Source organism: Longispora urticae, from assembly GCF_053902585.1.
This window is the reverse complement of the sequence record NZ_JAQZSH010000001.1, coordinates 1-16,165: the sequence shown is the minus strand read 5'-3', so window position 1 is coordinate 16,165 and position 16,165 is coordinate 1. Positions and strand designations below refer to the sequence as shown.

The window sequence follows — 16,165 nt, the reverse complement described above, 5'->3', positions numbered from 1 at the left end:
GGGGCCCCGCGCTGCGCGCGGGGCCCCTCCTCGTTGCCGACCTACTTGTCGACCAGTTCCTTCTTCTTCGGGGGTGCCGGTACCTCGCGCGGCACGAAGAAGCCCTTGACCGCCGGCCCGAGGGCCCCGATCTTGTTCATCTTCTTCGGGATCGCCGCGCCCTCGTACTCCAGCAGGCCGTGGCCGTGCTCGTCGACCGGGCCGAGCGGCTGGTGCACCTCGTAGAAGCGGCCGTCGGGGGCCCGCTTGATGATGCCCGTCTCGATGCCGTGCACCAGGACCTCGCGGTCGTGCTGCTGGAGGCCCAGGCAGATCCGGTACGTGATCCAGTACGCCGCCGGCGGGGCCAGCAGCAGCAGGATCCGGCCCGCCCAGGTCATCGCGTTCAGGCTGATGTCGAAGTGCTGGGCGATCACGTCGTTGCCGCCCGACAGGAACAGCACCATGTAGAACGTGACGGCCATGGCGCCCAGGCCCGTCCGCACCGGCACGTCCCGCGGCCGCTGCAGCAGGTGGTGGTGCGCCTTGTCCTTCATGAACCGGGCCTCGAGGAACGGGTACAGCAGGCCCAGGTGCACGATGACGCCCGGCAGGATCACGGCCGCCCAGAAGATCGGCGGGATCGTGTGGTCGAAGACCCGGATCTCCCACGCCGGCCACAGTCGCGCGATGCCGTCGAGGAACATGACGTACCAGTCGGGCTGGCTGGCCGAGGAGATCACACTGGCCTGGTACGGCCCGAACAGCCAGATCGGGTTGATCTGGAACACGCCGCCCATGAACGCGATCACCGCGAAGGTGATCATGAAGAAGCCGCCGCCCTTCATGGCGAACCCGGGGAACATCCGGACACCCACGACGTTGTCGTTGGTCCGACCCGGTCCCGGCCACTGGGTGTGCTTCTGCTTGACCAGCAGACCCATGTGCGCGGCGATCAGCCCGAGGATGATCGCCGGGAAGATCAGCACGTGCAGGATGTAGAACCGCGGGATGATCACCGTGCCGGGGAACTCCCCGCCGAACAGGGCGAACCCGGCCCAGGAGCCGATCACGGGGATCGACTGGGTGATCGCGTTGATGACCCGCAGACCGGTACCGGACAGGCCGTCGTCCGGGATCGAGTACCCGAACAGACCCTCCATGAAGCCCAGCCAGAACAGCAGGAAGCCGATCATCCAGTTGGCCTCGCGCGGCTTGCGGAACGCGCCGGTGAAGAACACCCGGAGCATGTGGATCACGATCGCGGCCATGAACAGCAGCGCCGCCCAGTGGTGCATCTGCCGCATGATCAGGCCGCCGCGCACCTCGAACGAGATGTCCAGCGTCGACTCGTAGGCCTTCGACATCTCGATGCCGTTCAGCGGCGTGTACACGCCGTTGTACATGACCTCCTCCATGGAGGGGTCGAAGAACAGGCTCAGGAACGTACCCGTGAGGAGCAGCACGATGAACGAGTAGAGCGCGATCTCACCGAGCAGGAACGACCAGTGGTCCGGGAAGACCTTGTTGAACAGCCGCCGCATCGGGGTGGCCATGTGGAAACGCTCGTCGATCTGGAGCGCGCTGCGCTTCGGCAGCGTGGCGAGGTCGATCTTCTTCGTCTTCATGGCCGCTCCCAGAAGGCCGCGCCGACCGGCACCTTGTAGTCGGACTTGGCGACGAAGAAGCCTTCTTCGTCCACCGTGATCGGCAGCATCGGCAGCCGCCGCGTCGCCGGGCCGAAGATCGGCTTGGCGTTGTCCGTGATCTGGAACTGCGACTGGTGGCACGGGCACAGCAGCCGGTTCGTCTGCTGCTCGTAGAGGCTCGCGGGGCAACCCAGGTGCGTGCAGATCTTCGAGTACGCGACGAAGTTCTCCCACATACCGCCGCTGTTCGGGTCGTTCTTGTCCGTCAGCGCGTTGACAGCCTTGTTCGCGAGGTTCCTACGGGTCTCCTGCGCGTCGTCGTCCCGCAGGTGGATCAGCAGGGTCGGCGAGTCGGCGTGCACGTTGGTCGTGCCGTGGTCGACGCCCGGGAACGCCGTGATCTGACCGCCGACGCTGACGTCCTGCGGCCGGACCGGGGTGCCGTCCTCACGGACGAGGCGCACCGGCTTGCCGCCGTTGAACGCCTTCGCGTCGAAGCCGGTCTTCATGAGCGGCTCACCCTTGTGCGGGTCCTTGATCATGCCGCCCAGCGGGACGATCGCCGCCGCGCCCAGCGGCAACATGCCGAAGGCCAGCGCACCCTTGAGCAGCGGGCGCCGCCGGGTCACGCCGAGCTCGTCGTTCATGTTGAGCAGCGTCACCCCGGTGAGCTTCTGCTCGGTGGTGTCGACCTCGTTGTGCCGCTCCTGGACCGAGATCTCCGAGGGGAGCAGCCGCTTGGCCCAGATGATCTGCGCGGCACCCAGGCCGAGCAGGGCCAGCCCGAGGCCGACGCCGAGGATCGGGGTGTAGAACTTGTCGCGCCCCGAGCCCGCGTGGTACTCCCACGGCCACCAGATGTAGGCGATGACGAAGACCAGGGCGCCGACGCCGGTGGCGAGGAACCACAGGGCGATGTTGCGCTCGACGCGCTTCTCCGCCTTGGTGCCCGGCACCGGGAACCGGGGCTCGTAGTGGACGATCTCCACCCCGTCGCGCCGCGCCCCCTCACGGACCAGGTCGAACCGCGTCAGTGACGGGTCGTCCGGGTCGAAGGTGCTGTTGTTGTCCTGACTGCTCATGACTTCCCTGCGATCCAGAGGCTTGCGAAGATCAAGAAAGTGATGCCGACCACGAAGATCGCCAGGCCCTCGGTCACCGGGCCGAGCCGGCCCAGTCCGAAGCCGCCCGGGTCCATGTCCGACCGCATGTACTCCACGTACGCGATGACGTCCTTCTTCTCCTGCGGAGTGAGCTGGTTGTCACCGAACACGGGCATGTTCTGCGGGCCGGTCAGCATCGCGCCGTACAGCTGCGCGGAGGTCGCCTCACCCAGCGACGGCGCGTACTTCCCGGACGACAGCGCCCCGCCGCCACCGGTGTACCCGTGGCACTGGGAGCAGTTGACCCGGAACAGCCGGCCACCGTTGGCCAGGTTCTCGCTCTTGTACTCACCCGGGAGCTGCGGGCCGCCGCCGAGCTCCTGGATGTACTCGCCGAGCGCCTTGGTCTGCTCGTCGTTGAAGACCGGGGCCTTCCTCGGAGCCTGGGCGCCCTGGGCCGCCATCGGCATCCGGCCGGTGCTCACCTGGAACTCGACGGCGGCGGAACCGACGCCGATCAGGCTCGGGCCGCGGTCCTGGACACCCTGGCCGTCGGGGCCGTGGCAGGTGATGCAGCTGACGTCGTAGAGCCGCTTACCCTCCTCGGCCTTGGCCGACAGGGTCGCCTGGGCGCCGTCGTCGGCCTGGGAGCTGGGGATGAGCGCTGCGTAGACACCGCCGGCAAGGGCCAGCGCGGCCAGCATCCTGGCAGCGGCACCGATCCGCCGGCGCAGCTTGCTCGGCACGCGGCGGAGAGGTGGCTTCTCTGAGGTCATGTCGTCACCTTGCGGTCGCTCGACGAGGTTCATCGTCACTTCAGGAAGTAGATCATGGCGAACAGGGCGATCCAGACCACGTCGACGAAGTGCCAGTAGTACGACACGACGATCGCGGAGGTCGCCTGCGCGGGTGTGAAGCGCGAGAGCGTGGTGCGGATCATCACGAAGATGAACGCGATGAGCCCGCCGGTCACGTGCAGACCGTGGAAGCCTGTCGTCAGGTAGAACACCGTCCCGTACCCGTCGCCGGGCAGGGTGATGTTCTCGTGCAGGACCAGGTTGCGGTACTCGTTCGCCTGACCCAGCACGAACGCCAACCCCATGAGGAAGCTGATCGTGAACCAGATCCGCAGCTTGTGCGCGTCACCCCGTTCCGCCGCGAACACGCCGAACTGGCAGGTCACGGAGGACAGGACCAGGATCACGGTGAAGACCAACGCGTAGGTCACGTTGAGCTTCTCCGTCTGCTCCTCCCAGAGACCCGGGTGGGCGTTCGGCATGGCTGCCCTGATGGAGAAGTACATCGCGAACAGGGCCGCGAAGAACATGAGTTCGCTCGAGAGCCAGACGATCGTCCCCACACTGACCATGTTCGGACGGGTCAGGGAGTGGATCCGGCTCTTCTCGATGGCTGAGGCGGCTGTCACGGGGCCATTATTGCCCCTAGATCGCCCCGGGGTACGCCGGGGTGGGAATAACCGCGTGTCGCGTCGACTAGTACGATCCGATCGTTCCATACCCGCACCCGTGGGAGCCTGGCGAGATGACTGCTCAGAAGTACACCGTCCTGCTGTACAGCGACGACCAGCTCATCCGCGAGCGGATGCGTCTCGCCATCGGCCCGCGGCCCGCAGACGACGTCGCGGTGACGTTCGTCGAGGCGGACACGCACGGCGCGGTGCTGCGGACCCTGGACGGCTCCGAGATCGACCTGCTGGTCCTCGACGGCGAGGCCGCCCCCGCCGGTGGCACGGGCATCGCCCGCCAGGTCAAGGACGACTACACCGACTCCCCCCCGGTCCTCCTCGTGATCGCGCGGGCGGCCGACCGGTGGCTGGCCTCGTACGCGAACGTCGAGGCGACGATCATGCACCCGATCGACCCGATGGAGACTGCCGGCGTCGTCGCCGACCTGCTCCGCAAGCGCAAGATCTAGCCAGCCCCCCTCATCCCGGAGGCCGTCATGGGCACCCGCACCTGGCCGCACCTGCTCACGACGCTGCTCACCGGCGGCGAGCTGTCCAGCGCGGACACCGCCTGGGCCATGGGCGAGATCATGTCCGGGGAGGCCACGCCCGCGCAGATCGCCGGGTTCGCGGTCGCGCTCCGGGCGAAGGGTCCCACGGCGACCGAGATGACCGGCCTGGTCGGGGCGATGCTCGAACACGCCCCGAACGTGGACGTCGACCGCGACGCGGTGGACATCGTCGGCACCGGCGGCGACCGGGCGCACACCGTGAACATCTCGACCATGGCCGCGCTGGTGATCGCCGGCACCGGGACCAGGGTCGTCAAGCACGGCAGCAGGTCGGCCTCCTCGCTGTGCGGGGCCGCCGACCTGCTCGAACACCTGGGCATCCCGCTCGACCTGGGCCCCGTCGGCGTGGCCACCTGCGTCCGCGAGGTCGGGATCGGCTTCTGCTTCGCGGCCCGGTTCCACCCGGGCATGCGGCACGCCGCCGTCCCCCGCCGCGAACTGGGCGTGCCCACCGCGTTCAACTTCCTCGGCCCGCTGGCCAACCCCGCCCGACCCCGGGCCGCGGCCGTCGGCTGCTTCGACGAGTCCATGGCCCCGGTCATGGCCGAGGTGTACGCCCGCCGCGGCGACTCCGTCCTCGTCCTGCGCGGCGAGGACGGCCTCGACGAGTTCACCACGAGCGCGCCGACCCGGGTCTGGGCGGTCAGCGACGGCCGGGTCACCGAGTCGGTCCTCGACGCCCTGGACTTCGGCATCGCCCGGTCCGAGCCCGACGCGCTCCGCGGGGCCGACGCGGACTTCAACGCCGCCGTCACGCACCGCCTGCTGGCCGGTGAGACGGGCCCGGTGCGCGACGCGGTCCTGATGAACGCCGCAGCCGGCCTGGCGGCCCACGAGGGCCTCAGCGACCTCCAGGGGGCGCTGCGCAGGGGTCTGGTGCGTGCGGCCGAGGCCATCGACTCGGGGGCCGCGGCGCGGCTGCTGGAGCGCTGGGTGGCCGCGGCCAACACGGCCCGCGCCGCCGAGTAGCCCGTCCGGCCCCGCCCACTCACACATGAAGAAGGCCCCCACCATCCGGTGGGGGCCTTCTTCGTGAGGATCAGATGTGCTCGGGACGCTCGCCCGGGTGCCCGGCCTCGTAGGCCTTCTGCGCACCCGTGTAGTACTCGAACAGCAGGCCCGCGGTGGCCGCGATGATCGCCGCACCCCCGAGGCCGATCAGCCACGGCTTCCAGAACACGACGCCCATCCCGGCGAGCGCGGCGGACAGCGCCAGCCCGAAGGGCCAGTAGCTGCCCGGGGAGAAGAAGCCGATCTCGCCGGCGCCCTCGTGGATCTCCGCGTCCTCGCGGTCCTCGGGACGCAGGTCGATCCGGCGCGCCACGAACCAGAAGTACAGCGCGCACATCATGCACAGCGTGCCGGACAGGATCAGGGCGACTACGCCGATCCAGTCCATGTGCTTCTGCGCCGCGTCGATGCTGTCCTCGGCGACCATGTAGTGCTCGGAGTACCACGCGTAGAACCCGGCCGACGCGTAGATGAACACGGCGACCATGCCGAAGATCTTGTATTCGGTCCTCATCGGTTACGCCCCGCTCAGCTCGTCGTGCGCGCGTCGCGCTTGGTGGTGAACGGCGAGGTCGTCGTCGCGATCGGCTCCTCGCCGGCGGCCTCGAGCGCCTCGGGGGTGCTCTTGCCGGCCTTCTTCGCGGCGAGGAACTTCTCGTAGTTCTCCGGCGAGACCGCGCGAAGTTCGAAGTTCATCATCGAGTGGTACGTGCCGCACAGCTCCGCGCACCGGCCGACGAACGCGCCCTCACGCTTGACCGTCACCTGGAACTTGTTGGTGACCCCGGGGATCTGGTCGCGCTTGAACAGGATCTCCGGCACCCAGAACGAGTGGATGACGTCCTTGCTGACCTGCTTGAACTCGATCGTCTTGCCGACCGGCACCACGAGGACCGGCACGTAGTCGGTCGAGCCGATGGTGTCGACGGGCTGGCCGTCGGGGCCGTTCTGGCCGAGGTAGCGGAACTGCCAGTTCCACTTGAAGGACACGACCTCGACGGTGACCGCCGGGTTCGGGTCGATCTTGTTCACGTACGTCTGCGCGATCGCGGTGTAGTAGAACAGCACGGCGACGATGAGGAAGGGCAGTACCGAGTACAGCACCTCCATCGGCGCGTTGTACCGCGTCTGCGGCGGCAACGCGTCGCCCTTCTTCCGGTAGCGCACGATGCACCAGAAGATCAGGCCCCACACCAGGATGCCGACGATGAACGCGGCGATGACGGAGCCGATCCACAGGTCGTACATGCGCTCGGACTGCGGGGTGATGCCACCCTTGGGCCAGCCGAAGTGGAACGCGTCGTCGACCGTGCAGCCGCCGAGCAGCACCACGAGGGCGACGCCACCAGCGGCCAGTCCGGCGATACGCCGCAGGCCCATCCCATGACCGGGAGAGTTGTCGACCACCGGCTCCTGCCTCCTTGGAACGCCGCGAACACCGAATACGGCAAGGTCGTCTTGACGGTCGCAGAGTACTTGACTACGGACACCCGACCTGGCTGGGGGTCGGCGTGTCCGGCCCCGAACAAAGGTCGGGCGTAGCCCCGCGCGCGTTCGCACAGGCTACGTTCAGGGTATGCGCAGCGGCTATCTCGACGCGGCCTCATCGGCTCCTTTGCACCCCGTGGCGCGGGAGGCCTGGGCCGCGGCCCTCACCGACGGCTGGGCGGACCCCGCCCGGCTGTACACCCAGGCCCGCCGCGCCCGTCAGCTCCTCGACGCGGCCCGCGCCACGACCGCCGAGTGTCTCGGGGTGCGCCCCGACGAGCTGACGTTCTGCGCCAGCGGCACCCAGGCCGCGCACCTGGCGATCGAGGGCGCCCGCCGGGGCCGCCGCCGCGAGACCGTCGCGCACTCGGCCGTCGAACACTCCGCCGTCCTGCACGCCGCCGCCCTCGGCCCCGCCGTCGAGGTGCCCGTCGACCGGCTCGGCCGGGTAGACCTCGCCGCCTGGTCGGCCGCGATCGACCCTGAGACGGCCGTGGCGGCCCTGATGAGCGCGAACCACGAGGTGGGTACGGTCCAGCCGGTCGCCGCCGCTGCGGAGGCCTGCGCGGCGCACGGCGTCCCCCTGTACGTGGACGCCGCCCAGTCCCTCGGCCGGATGCCGGTACCCGTCGGCTGGTCCCTGCTCTCCGGCAGCGCGCACAAGTGGGGCGGCCCGCCCGGCGTCGGCCTGCTCGTCGTGCGCAAGGGCACCCGCTGGCGCCGCCCGGGCCCCGCCGACGAACGCGAACCGGGCCGGGACCTGCCCTCCATCGTGGCGGCCGCGGCCTCGCTGCGCGCCGTGCTCGCCGAGGCCGACGCGGAGGACACCCGGCTGCGGGCCCTCGTCGCCCGGATCCGCTCCGCGGTGGCGCGGATCCCGGACGTCGACGTGATCGGCGACCCGGACGACCGGCTGCCGCACCTGGTGACCTTCTCCTGCCTGTACATCGACGGCGAGGCCCTGCTGCACGCCCTCGACCGGCGCGGCTTCGCCGTGTCCTCCGGTTCGAGCTGCACGTCGTCGACCCTGCACCCGAGCCACGTACTCGTCGCGATGGGCGCCCTGAGCCACGGCAACGTCCGGGTGTCCCTGCACCGGGAGACCACCCCGGACGACGTCGACGGGTTCCTCGCGGCCCTGCCGGAGGTCGTCGCCGGACTGCGGAAGGAGGCCGGGGTGTGACGATCACCATCGACTGCCTCGGTCAGCGCTGCCCGCTGCCCGTGATCGCCCTGGCCAAACGGCTACCGACCGTGGACGTGGGCGACGTGCTCCGGGTGCTCGCCGACGACCCGGCCGCCGCCAACGACATCCCCGCGTGGTGCCGGATGCGGGGGCAGGAATACGTCGGCGGGCACACCGTGAACGGTGCGCCCGCCTTCGACGTGCGACGAACCAGCTGACCACGCGGAGCCGCCCCCTCGTCCGGCGGCTCGGGCCGCGACCCTCAGCCGGCCGAAAGCCGGAACCAGGCCGCGCCCCTCAGCCCGACGGCGGCGCGCGGAGCCCGGGCCCCGACCGGCGGGACTACGCCCCGAGGAACGGCCGCACCTCGGCGGCGGCCACGTCGCCGTAGGAGTCCGCGAGCCGCTCCAGGAACCCGGCCGGCTTCACCTCGTACTCCTGCGTCCCGACCGTCTCCAGCACCAGCGTGGCCAGCAGCGACCCGATCTGCGCGGACCGCTCCAGCGGCAGCCCCCACGACAGCCCCGACAGGAACCCGGCCCGGAACGCGTCACCCACGCCGGTCGGGTCGTACGCCGCGATCTCCTTGGCCACCGGCACGTGGATCCGCTCCATGCCCCGCCCGGTGATCTCCACGCCGTCCTTGCCGAGCGTGGTGACCCGGATCTCGACCTTCGCCAGCACCTCGGCGTCGGACAGCCCCGTCTTGCTCTCCAGCAGGCTCTTCTCGTACTCGTTCGTGAAGAGGATCTTCGCGCCCTCGATCAGCCGCAGCGCGTCGTCGCCGCTCATCCGGGCGAGCTGCTGCGACGGGTCCGCCGCGAACGGGATCCCGCGCTGCCGGCACTCGTCGGAGTGCCGCAGCATCCCCTCGGGGTCGTTCGCGCCGACGAGGACGAGGTCGAGCCCGCCCACCCGGTCCGCGATCGGGCCCAGCTCGATCTCCCGGGCCTCGGACATCGCGCCGGCGTAGAACGAGGCGATCTGGTTCATGTCGTTGTCCGTGGTGCACACGAACCGCGCGGTGTGCGCGATCTCGCTGATGTGCACGGAGTCACAGTCGACCCCGTGCCGGCGCAGCCAGGACCGGTAGTCGTCGAAGTCGGCGCCGACCGCACCGACCAGCAGCGGGTTGAGGCCCAGCTGGCCCATCCCGAAGGCGATGTTGGCCGCGACCCCGCCCCGGCGGACCACCAGGTCGTCGACGAGGAAGGACAGCGAGACCTTGTGCAGCTGGTCCGCGAGGAGCTGCTCCGCGAACCGCCCCGGGAAGTGCATGAGGTGGTCGGTGGCAATCGAACCTGTGACTGCGATCTTCATCGATAGACCTTTCGGGTACGGACAACGCCGCGACAGAGTACCGAACATGCGAAAAGCCCCGCCAGAAGCAGGGCTTTTCATCCTCCCGCGACGCTGGTCGCCCAGCGTCACGCGATGGAGGGATATTGCCTAGTGGAACGAGTCGCCGCAGGCGCAGGAGCCGCCGGCGTTCGGGTTGTCGATGGTGAAACCCTGCTGGTCGATCTTGTCGACGAAGTCGATCGAGGCACCCGCGAGGTACGGGATGCTCATCCGGTCCACGACGACCTCGAAGCCGTCGTACTCGCTGACGACGTCGCCGTCGAGCGAACGCTCGTCGAAGAAGAGCTGGTAGCGCAGGCCAGAACAACCGCCCGGCTGCACCGCGATCCGCAGGCGCAGGTCCTCACGGCCTTCCTGCTCGATCAGGGCCTTGACCTTGGCGGCGGCGGCGTCAGTGACGCCGACGTTCTCAGCCTTGACCTCGGTCTTCTCGGTGGTCTCCGAAACGGTCACGTTGGTACTCCCTGGCGTGCCTGGTGATAGGTCCGCCTCGTACAACGTCCGTCGTCGCGGCGGTATTTCTCATGGTCGCACATGTCGGGGGACACAACCCAGCCCGAGGCCGTTACCTGCCCCACTGTTCGGCGAGCCGGGCACCGATGGCGAAAAGCCCCACCGTGGGCTCCGCCATCGCTCGGCCGACGTCCCCGAAGTGGTCCACGAGCGAGTGGATCTCCGTGACGCCCGCCGCGGCCGCCTCCTTCCGGCCCACCGTCGAGCGGCCCGCGACCACGACGCACGGCGCGCCCTGCTCGCCGGCGGCCTCCGCGACCCCGGCGACGACCTTCCCGCGCAGCGACTGCGAGTCGAACGAGCCCTCCCCGGTGATCACCAGGCCGACCCCGTCCATGGCCGCGTCCAGGCCGATCAGGGCCCTGACCAGGGTGATACCGGACTCCCGGCGCCCGCCGAGCGCGAAGATCGCCGCCCCGATCCCCCCGGCGGCACCCGCACCCGGGGCCTGCCCGACCCCGTTGCCGAGGACGCCGCCGAAGCGCTCCAGCGCCGCGTCCAACCGCAGCACGTCCTCCCGGGAGGCGCCCTTCTGCGGCCCGAACACGTTGCTCGCCCCGTGCAGCCCCGCCAGCGGGTTGTCCACGTCCGTGGCGGCGACCAAGGTCACACCGTCCAGCTTCGGCGAGCCGACCAGCGCCGCGCACCGGGCCAGCGCCGCCCCGCCCGGGGGCAGCGGCACCCCTTCGGCGTCCACGGGCACCAGGCCGAGCGCCGCGAGCATCCCCGCGCCGGCGTCGTTCGTCGCCGAGCCGCCCAGGCCGATCACGACCTCGGTGGCCCCCGCGTCCACGGCGGCCCGGACCAGCAGCCCCAGCCCGTGCGAGGACGTCACGTTCGGGTCGCGTTCGGCCTCGGTGAGCAGGTGCAGGCCGGTCGCCTGGGCGCTCTCGACATAGGCGGTGCTCCCCACGAGCAACACCGAGCCGGGTACCGGCCGGCCCAGCGGGTCCGTGGTGGCCACCGGGAGGACGGAACCGCCCAGAACCCCCAGTACCTCCAGAAATCCCGGCCCTCCGTCGGCCAGCGGCCGGCAGATGATCTCGTCGTCGGCGATACTCGCCCAGCCCGCCCGGAGGGCCTCGGCGACGTCGGGTGCCGACAGCGTGCCGGCGAACTTGTCAGGGCAGATGAGAACTCGCACACACCGATCCTCGCACCCGCCCCCGATGCCGGGCACGGATCACCCGCGCGTCCCACCCCGTGGCAGGATTGGGGCGTGACTCAATGGCAGGAACCCTCCCCGACGGCCACCGCGCTCCTGTTGCTCGGTCGGGGCAGCGACCCCGGCTCCGAGCGCGGTGTCGACTGCCCCGGCGACCTCCCCGCCCCCAGCGACCCCGGCCTGGTGGAGCGCGCCCGCGCCGCCAAGGCCGCCCTCGGCGACCGGGTCTTCGTCCTCGGCCACCACTACCAGCGCGACGAGGTCATCGAGTTCGCCGACGTGACCGGTGACTCGTTCAAGCTGGCCCAGCAGGCCGCGGCCCGCCCCGACGCCGAGTTCATCGTGTTCTGCGGCGTGCACTTCATGGCCGAGTCCGCCGACATCCTCACCACCCCCGCCCAGCGGGTCGTGCTGCCCGACCTGGCCGCCGGCTGCTCCATGGCCGACATGGCCGTCCTCGGCCAGGTGGAGGACTGCTGGGACGCCCTGGCCGACCTGGGCATCGCCGACCGCACCGTCCCCGTGACGTACATGAACTCCTCCGCCGACATCAAGGGCTTCGTCGGCCGCAACGGCGGCGTGGTGTGCACCTCCTCCAACGCCAAGCGCGCGCTGGACTGGGCGTTCGAGCGCGGCGAGAAGGTGCTGTTCCTCCCCGACCAGCACCTGGGCCGCAACACCGCCGTCCTCGAGATGGGCCTGACCCTCGACGACTGCGTGCTGTACGACCCGCACAAGAAGAACGGCGGCCTCACCGCCGAGCAGCTGACGAACGCGAAGATGATCCTGTGGCGCGGGCACTGCTCCGTGCACGGCCGGTTCACCCTGGAGAACGTCCAGGAGGTCCGCCGCCAGCGCCCCGACGTCAACGTGCTCGTGCACCCCGAGTGCCGGCACGAGGTCGTCCAGGCCGCCGACTACGTGGGCTCGACGGAGTACATCATCCGGGCCCTCGACGCCGCCGAGCCCGGTTCGTCCTGGGCCATCGGCACCGAGCTGAACCTCGTCCGCCGCCTGGGCAACGCCCACCCGGACAAAGAGGTCATGTTCCTCGAGAAGACCGTCTGCTACTGCTCGACGATGAACCGGATCGACCTGCCGCACCTGGTCTGGTCGCTGGAGGAGCTCGTCGCCGGCCGGATCCCCAACCAGATCACCGTCGACCCGGAGACCTCCCGGCACGCCCGGGCCGCCCTGGACCGGATGCTCGCCCTGCCGTAGCGCGAGGCCGCCCCACACCTGGCGCGGGGCGGTTGGGCCATGGCGCGCGGCCCCCGGACCATGCCGCGGGGCCGCCCCACCGTGACGCTCAGCCGCCCGCGCCGTAGCGGTCGGTCGCGGCGGGGCCGGGTGGTCGGTGCCCCCGCGTTCGCCACGGTGCCGCCCCGCCGGCGGTAGCGATCCACGACACGTCGCCGACCGCGTGGGCCGTCGATGTGTGCGGGTATGCTCGGCCTTTGTGTGTCAGCAAGCCGGCGACCAGGTGGAGGCAACGTGACCGAGGACATGCTCGTGGTGCACGGAGGTGCGCCGCTACGGGGCGAAGTCCAGGTCCGGGGCGCGAAGAACCTGATCTCCAAGGCGATGGTGGCCTCGGTGCTCGGCACCGGCGTCAGCCGGCTCTACGACGTCCCCAACATCAGTGACGTCGGCATCATCCGGGGCCTCCTGGAGCTGCACGGCGTCCGGGTCGACACGGGTCCCGAGGGCGAACTCGTCTTCGACCCGAGCAACGTCGAGCGCGCCAGCACCGACGAGATCAACGTGCACGCCGGCTCCAGCCGGATCCCGATCCTGCTCTGCGGCCCGCTGCTCCACCGGCTCGGCCACGCGTTCATCCCCGACCTGGGCGGCTGCAAGATCGGTGACCGGCCGATCGACTTCCACCTGGAGGCGCTCCGCCAGTTCGGCGCGACGATCGACAAGACGCCCGACGGGCTGCACCTGACCGCGCCCGAGCGGCTGCGCGGCACCAAGTTCGACCTGCCGTACCCGAGCGTCGGCGCCACCGAGCAGGTCCTGCTCACCGCCGTGCTGGCCGAGGGCATCACGGAGCTGCGCAACGCGGCCGTGGAGCCCGAGATCGTCGACCTGATCTGCATCCTGCAGAAGATGGGCGCGATCATCAAGGTGCACACCAACCGGGTGATCGAGATCCACGGCGTGGACAAGCTCGGCGGGTACAACCACCGCCCGATCCCCGACCGGATCGAGGCCGCCAGCTGGGCCGCCGCCGCGCTGGCCACCAAGGGCGACGTGTTCGTCAGGGGCGCCAACCAGGTCGACATGATGACCTTCCTGAACACGTTCCGGTCCGTCGGCGGCGCCTTCGAGGTGCTCGACGCGGGGATCCGGTTCTGGCACCCGGGCGACGAGCTGAAGGCCGTGGCCCTGGAGACCGACGTGCACCCCGGCTTCATGACCGACTGGCAGCAGCCGCTCGTCGTGGCGCTCAGCCAGGCCCGCGGCCTGTCGATCGTGCACGAGACGGTGTACGAGCGCCGGTTCGGCTACACCGAGGCCCTGAACAAGATGGGCGCCAACATCCAGCTGTACCGGGAATGCCTCGGCGGCACCCCCTGCCGCTGGGGCCGCCGGAACTTCCTGCACTCCGCGGTCATCGCCGGCCCGAGCAAGCTGTACGCGGCCGACCTGGAGATCCCCGACCTGCGGGCCGGCTTCAGCCACGTGATCGCGGCCCTGGCCGCCGAGGGCACGTCCCGGGTCTACGGCGTCGACCACTACATCGTCCGGGGGTACGAGGACTTCGACGGCAAGCTCGCCGCCCTCGGCGCCCGCACCGAACGCCCCGCGTAGCCTCCCCCGTTTCCGGCTACTCTCGCAGGAGAGCTAGCTACCGAGAAAGTGTGCCTTCTGTGTTCAGTCGCCGCGAAAAGACCGAGGATGCGCCCGTGACCGAGGTCACCACCGACGCCGTGCCCGCCGAGGGCGAGGCCCAGGCCGGAGTCAAGAACCGCACCCCCGGCAAGGGCCGGCCGACCCCCAAGCGGAGCGTCGCGCAGTCCCGCAAGCCCGTCGAGCCGCCGCCGACCAACCGCCGCGAGGCCGCCAAGCGTGCCCGCGCGATCCGGATGGCCGACCGCGCCGACGAGCGGGCCGGCATGCTGCGCGGCGAGGAGAAGTACCTGCTCCCCCGCGACCGCGGCCCGGAGCGCAAGCTCGTCCGCGACATCGTCGACTCCCGCCGCACCGTCGGCACCTGGTTCTTCGCCGCCGCGCTGCTGATCCTGGTCGGCACCAACCCGGCCTGGCCCCTGATCGTCCAGACGACCTCGCAGCTGCTCTGGCTCGTGATCGCCGTCCTGTTCGTCGGCGACTCGGTCCTGCTGTCGCGCAAGGTGAGCAAGCTGGTGTGGGAGCGGTACCCCAAGTCGGAACAGCGCAAGCCCGGCCTCTTCCTGTACGCGATCATGCGCTCGATCACCTTCCGCAAGCTGCGGATGCCGAAGCCCGCCGTCAAGATCGGCGACGCGATCTAGCCCTCCGCACCACGAGAGCCCGCCCAGCACCCGCCGGGCGGGCTCCTTCGTCCCCACGGGCACCCCGCACCGCGCACAGATCGACGACCGGACCATCACCACCAGGTCCCGGCACCCGCGTCACACGGCCCCCTCGGCAACCAGCCGCGACCCGTCCATCGGGCCGTGCCGACGAGCGTTGTTCGTGGGTGCCGGTGGTGTGGGTTTCCGGCGTTCCGACCACCGGTGCCCCCTTTACGCGCCGCAGCGGCAGGTGAGCCAGTGACGCCTCTCACCTGGTTCTTTTGTGCCGGCGGGCCCGGTCGGGCCATGATGCGGGGGTGACCGCAACCCCCTCCAGGGCGGAGCCGCCCCAGATCGCCGGCGAGAAGACCAGCCTCAGCGGGTACCTCGACTTCCACCGCACCACCCTCGAACTCAAGTGCGCCGGGCTCACCGCCGACCAGCTCCGGGACCGCCCCGTCACCCCGTCCAGGCTGTCCCTGCTCGGCATCATGCGCCACCTCGCCGACACCGAACGGCTCTGGATCGCCAACCGCTACGGTTCCCTCGACCTCCCGCCGCTCTACTTCAGCGCGGCCAACCCGGACGGCGACTTCGAAGACCTCAACACCGCAGAACCCTCCGCGGTACTGACCACCTGGCGCGAAGCCTGTGACCTCTCCCGGGACATCGTGTCCGCGGCCTCCCTCGACGACCTGGGCGTACGCGCCGACGGCACCTCCGTGACCCTCCGCTGGATCCTGCTCCGCGTCCTCGAGGAGTACGCCCGCCACAACGGCCACGCCGACCTACTCCGCGAGAGCCTCGACGGCAGCACCGGCGTCTGAGGACGGCCAGGACGGCAGCAGCGCCCGTAGCGGGCACGACACAGGCCCGACCTCGGGGAGGATCGGGCTCGGAAACGCCTCAGGGGCCCACCATTTCTGGTGAACCCCCAACAGAACGAAGGCCCAACCCCGATCGGGGTTGGGCCTTCGTTGAAGTTGTGTCCGGCGGCGTCCTACTCTCCCACCCCGTCCCCAGGGCAGTACCATCGGCGCTGAAGGGCTTAGCTTCCGGGTTCGGAATGTGACCGGGCGTTTCCCCTTCGCTATGACCGCCGTAACTCTCTCAGAACAACAGCACCCGCACTGTTCTCATCCGGGGATGAGAATGGTGGGGGTTGTTTT

General features: G+C 70.1%; 17 protein-coding genes and 1 rRNA gene. 8 read left to right on the top strand and 10 right to left on the bottom strand.

Annotated elements, in window-relative coordinates; all coding sequences use genetic code 11:
* Nucleotides 1-41: 41 nt before the first annotated feature.
* From qcrB to ctaE, 4 genes are read right to left on the bottom strand one after another with little or no spacing between them, the layout of a single operon-like run.
* On the bottom strand, nucleotides 42-1,607 hold the full coding sequence (gene qcrB, locus PT931_RS00090; RefSeq protein ID WP_456243657.1) for a cytochrome bc1 complex cytochrome b subunit: 1,566 nt from the start codon (nucleotides 1,605-1,607) through the stop codon (nucleotides 42-44).
* A complete protein-coding gene (gene qcrA, locus PT931_RS00085) occupies nucleotides 1,604-2,710 on the bottom strand; it encodes a cytochrome bc1 complex Rieske iron-sulfur subunit (protein ID WP_456243656.1) in 1,107 nt (368 codons plus the stop codon). The genes qcrB and qcrA overlap by 4 nt, the downstream gene beginning before the upstream one ends.
* On the bottom strand, nucleotides 2,707-3,507 hold the full coding sequence (gene qcrC / locus PT931_RS00080; RefSeq protein ID WP_456243655.1) for a cytochrome bc1 complex diheme cytochrome c subunit: 801 nt from the start codon (nucleotides 3,505-3,507) through the stop codon (nucleotides 2,707-2,709). The genes qcrA and qcrC overlap by 4 nt, the downstream gene beginning before the upstream one ends.
* 35 nt (nucleotides 3,508-3,542) lie before the next feature.
* Nucleotides 3,543-4,157 carry an aa3-type cytochrome oxidase subunit III gene (gene ctaE / locus PT931_RS00075; protein WP_363728944.1) on the bottom strand — a complete coding sequence of 205 codons (615 nt, stop codon included), beginning with the start codon at nucleotides 4,155-4,157 and terminating at the stop codon, nucleotides 3,543-3,545.
* A 116-nt stretch (nucleotides 4,158-4,273) separates the two neighbouring features.
* Between ctaE and PT931_RS00070 the strand changes: the two genes are divergently transcribed.
* Nucleotides 4,274-4,666, top strand: a complete 393-nt coding sequence (locus tag PT931_RS00070; protein WP_363728945.1) for a hypothetical protein — start codon at nucleotides 4,274-4,276, stop codon at nucleotides 4,664-4,666.
* Between the two features lie 27 nt (nucleotides 4,667-4,693).
* A complete protein-coding gene (trpD, locus tag PT931_RS00065; RefSeq protein WP_456243654.1) occupies nucleotides 4,694-5,737 on the top strand; it encodes an anthranilate phosphoribosyltransferase in 1,044 nt (347 codons plus the stop codon).
* Between the two features lie 70 nt (nucleotides 5,738-5,807).
* On the opposite strand, the gene PT931_RS00060 is transcribed toward trpD, so the two are convergent.
* Nucleotides 5,808-6,293, bottom strand: a complete 486-nt coding sequence (locus tag PT931_RS00060; protein ID WP_456243653.1) for a cytochrome c oxidase subunit 4 — start codon at nucleotides 6,291-6,293, stop codon at nucleotides 5,808-5,810.
* Nucleotides 6,294-6,307: 14 nt separating this feature from the next.
* Nucleotides 6,308-7,159 carry an aa3-type cytochrome oxidase subunit II gene (ctaC, locus tag PT931_RS00055; protein ID WP_456243652.1) on the bottom strand — a complete coding sequence of 284 codons (852 nt, stop codon included), beginning with the start codon at nucleotides 7,157-7,159 and terminating at the stop codon, nucleotides 6,308-6,310.
* A 196-nt stretch (nucleotides 7,160-7,355) separates the two neighbouring features.
* On the opposite strand from ctaC, the gene PT931_RS00050 reads away from it, so the two are divergent.
* Nucleotides 7,356-8,450 (top strand): cysteine desulfurase family protein, encoded by a 1,095-nt coding sequence (locus PT931_RS00050; RefSeq protein ID WP_456243651.1) that lies wholly within the window; start codon nucleotides 7,356-7,358, stop codon nucleotides 8,448-8,450.
* Nucleotides 8,447-8,671 carry a sulfurtransferase TusA family protein gene (locus PT931_RS00045; RefSeq protein ID WP_456243650.1) on the top strand — a complete coding sequence of 75 codons (225 nt, stop codon included), beginning with the start codon at nucleotides 8,447-8,449 and terminating at the stop codon, nucleotides 8,669-8,671. Before PT931_RS00050 ends, PT931_RS00045 begins: the two co-directional genes overlap by 4 nt.
* Before the next feature lie 124 nt (nucleotides 8,672-8,795).
* Here the strand turns inward: PT931_RS00045 and PT931_RS00040 are convergent, their stop codons facing one another.
* From PT931_RS00040 to PT931_RS00030, 3 genes are all read right to left on the bottom strand, one after another.
* Nucleotides 8,796-9,773 carry a carbohydrate kinase family protein gene (locus PT931_RS00040; protein ID WP_456243649.1) on the bottom strand — a complete coding sequence of 326 codons (978 nt, stop codon included), beginning with the start codon at nucleotides 9,771-9,773 and terminating at the stop codon, nucleotides 8,796-8,798.
* Nucleotides 9,774-9,902: 129 nt separating this feature from the next.
* Nucleotides 9,903-10,268, bottom strand: a complete 366-nt coding sequence (gene erpA, locus PT931_RS00035; RefSeq protein ID WP_363728951.1) for an iron-sulfur cluster insertion protein ErpA — start codon at nucleotides 10,266-10,268, stop codon at nucleotides 9,903-9,905.
* A gap of 112 nt (nucleotides 10,269-10,380) precedes the next feature.
* On the bottom strand, nucleotides 10,381-11,472 hold the full coding sequence (locus PT931_RS00030) for a glycerate kinase family protein (protein WP_456243648.1): 1,092 nt from the start codon (nucleotides 11,470-11,472) through the stop codon (nucleotides 10,381-10,383).
* Nucleotides 11,473-11,547: 75 nt separating this feature from the next.
* Here PT931_RS00030 and nadA point away from each other — a divergent pair, with 75 nt between their 5' ends.
* The 4 genes from nadA (at nucleotide 11,548) to PT931_RS00010 (ending at nucleotide 15,823) form a co-directional block, all read left to right on the top strand.
* Nucleotides 11,548-12,714: a quinolinate synthase NadA gene (gene nadA / locus PT931_RS00025; protein ID WP_456243647.1), complete on the top strand. Its 1,167-nt coding sequence runs from the start codon at nucleotides 11,548-11,550 to the stop codon at nucleotides 12,712-12,714.
* Between the two features lie 285 nt (nucleotides 12,715-12,999).
* Nucleotides 13,000-14,310, top strand: coding sequence for a UDP-N-acetylglucosamine 1-carboxyvinyltransferase (murA, locus tag PT931_RS00020; RefSeq protein ID WP_456243658.1), 1,311 nt, complete (start codon nucleotides 13,000-13,002; stop codon nucleotides 14,308-14,310).
* Nucleotides 14,311-14,405: 95 nt separating this feature from the next.
* Entirely contained in the window at nucleotides 14,406-14,993 is a 588-nt protein-coding gene (locus PT931_RS00015) for a DUF3043 domain-containing protein (RefSeq protein WP_456243646.1), read from the top strand.
* Between the two features lie 320 nt (nucleotides 14,994-15,313).
* On the top strand, nucleotides 15,314-15,823 hold the full coding sequence (locus tag PT931_RS00010) for a DinB family protein (protein WP_456243645.1): 510 nt from the start codon (nucleotides 15,314-15,316) through the stop codon (nucleotides 15,821-15,823).
* A 160-nt stretch (nucleotides 15,824-15,983) separates the two neighbouring features.
* On the opposite strand, the gene rrf is transcribed toward PT931_RS00010, so the two are convergent.
* Nucleotides 15,984-16,100 (bottom strand): 5S ribosomal RNA (gene rrf / locus PT931_RS00005).
* Between the last annotated feature and the right edge of the window lie 65 nt (nucleotides 16,101-16,165).

What these genes read in the sequence shown, in the direction of transcription:
- ctaC (WP_456243652.1), bottom strand. Translation starts at nt 7,159, where the DNA reads ATGGGCCTGCGGCGTATCGCCGGACTGGCCGCTGGTGGCGTCGCCCTC.
- PT931_RS00070 (WP_363728945.1), top strand. Translation starts at nt 4,274, where the DNA reads ATGACTGCTCAGAAGTACACCGTCCTGCTGTACAGCGACGACCAGCTC.
- PT931_RS00050 (WP_456243651.1), top strand. Translation starts at nt 7,356, where the DNA reads ATGCGCAGCGGCTATCTCGACGCGGCCTCATCGGCTCCTTTGCACCCC.
- trpD (WP_456243654.1), top strand. Translation starts at nt 4,694, where the DNA reads ATGGGCACCCGCACCTGGCCGCACCTGCTCACGACGCTGCTCACCGGC.
- murA (WP_456243658.1), top strand. Translation starts at nt 13,000, where the DNA reads ATGCTCGTGGTGCACGGAGGTGCGCCGCTACGGGGCGAAGTCCAGGTC.
- qcrB (WP_456243657.1), bottom strand. Translation starts at nt 1,607, where the DNA reads ATGAAGACGAAGAAGATCGACCTCGCCACGCTGCCGAAGCGCAGCGCG.
- qcrA (WP_456243656.1), bottom strand. Translation starts at nt 2,710, where the DNA reads ATGAGCAGTCAGGACAACAACAGCACCTTCGACCCGGACGACCCGTCA.
- qcrC (WP_456243655.1), bottom strand. Translation starts at nt 3,507, where the DNA reads ATGACCTCAGAGAAGCCACCTCTCCGCCGCGTGCCGAGCAAGCTGCGC.
- PT931_RS00060 (WP_456243653.1), bottom strand. Translation starts at nt 6,293, where the DNA reads ATGAGGACCGAATACAAGATCTTCGGCATGGTCGCCGTGTTCATCTAC.
- PT931_RS00040 (WP_456243649.1), bottom strand. Translation starts at nt 9,773, where the DNA reads ATGAAGATCGCAGTCACAGGTTCGATTGCCACCGACCACCTCATGCAC.